Origin of the sequence: Bradyrhizobium sp. PRIMUS42 (assembly GCF_023006515.1) — a bacterium.
Taxonomy (GTDB): Bacteria; Pseudomonadota; Alphaproteobacteria; order Rhizobiales; family Xanthobacteraceae; genus Bradyrhizobium.
In genome coordinates this window covers 1-3,233 of sequence record NZ_JALBGZ010000699.1, presented here as the reverse complement: position 1 = coordinate 3,233, position 3,233 = coordinate 1, and the positions used below count along the sequence as shown (strand labels likewise).

1 protein-coding gene is annotated in these 3,233 nt (G+C 67.1%); it reads left to right on the top strand.

All coding sequences use genetic code 11. The features are described 5' to 3' along the window. On the top strand, positions 1 to 3,233 hold a 3,233-nt coding region (locus tag MOV75_RS32080; protein WP_247007326.1), incomplete at both ends, for an amino acid adenylation domain-containing protein.

Here is a 3,233-nt window from a genome sequence, read left to right as displayed (position 1 = left end):
CTGCCGATGGTCGCCTCGAGCGATGCGCCGCGGTTCAGGCGGTGGTCGGGACGGCTGGAGACGCCGTCATGGGAGCGGTTGAAGGCGCGCGGCGCGCAGGCCGGGCTGACGCCGTCGGCGATATTGCTGACGGCATTCGCCGACGTGCTGGCCTCGTTCGGCGGTAAGTTGCACTTCACGATCAACCTGACCCTGTTCAATCGTCGCGAACATCATCCGGAGATCGACGCGATCGTCGGCGACTTCACCTCGGTGAACCTGCTGGAAGTGTCGTTGGCAACGCCGGAGACGTTTGAGCGGCGGGCGCGGCGTCTGCAGGGACAATTGTGGTCGGACCTCGACCACAGCCGGGTGAGCGGGGTGCGGGTGATGCGGGAGCTTGCCCGGATCGGCCGCGGCCGTGTGCTGATGCCGATCGTGTTCACCAGCACGCTGGGCCTTGCCGGCCATCATGCTGCATTCCCTGAGCCGATGCGGCTGGTGGACGAGATCTCGCAGACGCCGCAGGTGGCGCTGGATCATCAGGTGAGCGAGAGCGAGACCGGACTGAACTTCGTCTGGGACGTGGTCGCGGCACTGTTCCCTGCGGATTTTGTGCCGGCCATGTTCGAGAGCTATTGCGGCTGGCTGCGGCAATTGTCGGAGGATGAGGGAGCCTGGCAGGCGGTGTCGCGCAATCTCGTTCCGGCGGCGCAACTGGCCGGCCGGCTGGAGGTGAATGCGACCGCGGCGCTGTTTTCGCCGATGCGGCTGCACGAGCTGTTCCTGTCGCAGGTTGCGCGGCGGCGGGATCAGCCGGCGGTGATCAGCCCGGCCCGGCAGTTGAGCTATGGCGAGCTGGAGCAAGGCTCGGCCAACATTGCGGCGCGGCTCTGCGCGCTCGGCCTGCGTCCGGGCGAGCTCGTCGGCGTTCTCATGGAGAAGGGATGGGAGCAGATCGTCGCGGTGCTTGCCGTCTTGCGTGCGGGCGCGGTCTATCTGCCGGTCGACCCGGGCCTGCCGCCGGAGCGGGTCTCACATCTGCTGCAACGTGGCGAGGTCAGGTTCGTGCTGACGCAGTCCTGGCTGGAGGATGCGTTGGCGTTGCCCGAAGGCGTGCAGCGCCTTTGCGTGGCCGCTGGCGATCTGGACGCGAGACCGGAGGATTGGTCCGAGATCGAGGGCTCTGCCAACGATCTAGCCTACGTCATCTACACGTCGGGCTCAACCGGTCTGCCCAAGGGGGTGATGATCGATCATCGCGGCGCGGTGAACACGGTACTGGACATCAATCGCCGCTGGGCGATCGAAGCCGGAGACCGGGTGCTCGCGCTGTCGTCGCTGAGCTTCGACCTGTCAGTCTACGACATCTTCGGCCCGCTCGCCGCCGGCGGCGCGATCGTGGTGCCGGAAGCTTCGAAGCGGCCTGATCCGGCGCATTGGGTGCGGATGTGCGCGCGGCACGGAGTGACGGTCTGGAACTCGGTCCCTGCGCTGATGGAGCTTCTGCTCGAGCATTTGCAGCAGAGCGGCGAGAAGGCATCGCTGCCGCTGCGGCTGGTCATGCTCAGTGGCGACTGGATTGCGGTGACGCTGCCGGACCGGCTGCGCAGCGTCATCGGAAGCGCGGCGGTGGTCAGTCTCGGCGGCGCGACGGAAGCATCGATCTGGTCGATCGGGCGTGAGGTCGCGGCGGTGGATCCCGGCTGGGTCAGCATTCCCTATGGCCGTCCGCTGCTCAACCAGACCTTCCACGTGCTGAACGAGGCCGGTGAGGAATGTCCGGAATGGGTCAGCGGCGAGCTCTATATCGGCGGCGCCGGCGTGGCGCTGGGGTACTGGCGCGATGGCGGCAGGACGGCCGAGCGTTTTGTGCCGAGCCCGTATGGCGATGGGGCGCGGCTGTACCGGACGGGCGACCTCGGGCGCTGGCTGCCCGGAGGCGAGATCGAGTTCCTGGGCCGTCGCGACTTCCAGGTGAAGGTGCAGGGGCATCGCATCGAGCTCGGCGAGATCGAGGCGACGCTGCTGCGCCATGACGGCGTGAAGGACGCCGTGGTGATCGCACGCGAGGACAGCCCGGGCGACAAGCGGCTGGTGGCCTATGTGACGGCGGCCGATGGAGCGGCGCTGGAGACAGGCGAGCTGCGCGAACATCTGAAGCTGCGGCTTCCCGACTACATGGTGCCGTCGGCCTTCATGGTGCTGGAGGCGCTGCCACTGACACCGAACGGCAAGATCGACCGCAAGGCGTTGCCGTCCGTCGGCGGTTCGATGGTTCGTGGGTCGTATGTGGCACCGCGGAGTGCAACGGAGGAGGTGCTGGCGCGGATCTGGGGCGAGGTGCTGGGGCTTGAGAGGGTCGGGGCGCAGGACAACTTCTTCGAGCTCGGCGGGCACTCGCTGCTGGCGATGCGGATGTCGGCGCGGCTGAACGAGGCGTTCGGCGTCGAGCTGCCGCTGCGAACCCTGTTCGAGACACCGGTGCTTTCGGGTCTGGCGGAGCAGATCGTCGCGGTGCCGGACGAGCAGCGCGTGGTGTCGGCGGTAATCGCGACGGATCCTGCGGGCAGGTTCGAGAAGTTTCCTCTGACCGACGTGCAGCAGGCCTACTGGATCGGGCGGACGTCGAGCTTCGCGCTGAGTGGAGCGGCGCACAGCTACAGCGAGTTCGAGTTCGAGCGGCTCGATGTCGACCGCTTCGAGCTTGCCTTGCGCAGGCTGATCGAGCGGCACGATATGCTGCGGATGGTGGTGCATCCGGATGGCGAGCAGCAGGTGCTGGAGCGGGTGCCGCCCTATTGTCTGCGCAGGGCGGATCTCCGCGGCATGGCGGAGGCGGAGGCGGAGGCGGAGCTTGCGCGCTGGCGCGATCGGCTATCCCATCAGGTGCTGGACAGCACCTGCTGGCCGCTGTTCGAGATCGGCGTGTGCCTTCTGGACGGCGGCCGGGTGCGGCTGTTCGTCAGCATCGATCTGCTAATCACGGATGCGGGAAGCAGGTCGGTGATCATGCAGGACCTGGTGCGCTTCTATGCGGATCCGGCTCAGCAAGACCGTGCGCTGACGCTTTCGTTCCGGGACTGCGCGTTGGCGCAGAAGGCGGCGGAAGCCGGCGAGGCCTACCGGCGCGATCTGGCCTATTGGCCGGGTGCGGCTGTTCGTCAGCATCGATCTGCTAATCACGGATGCGGGAAGCAGGTCGGTGATCATGCAGGACCTGGTGCGCTTCTATGCGGATCCGGCTCAGCAAG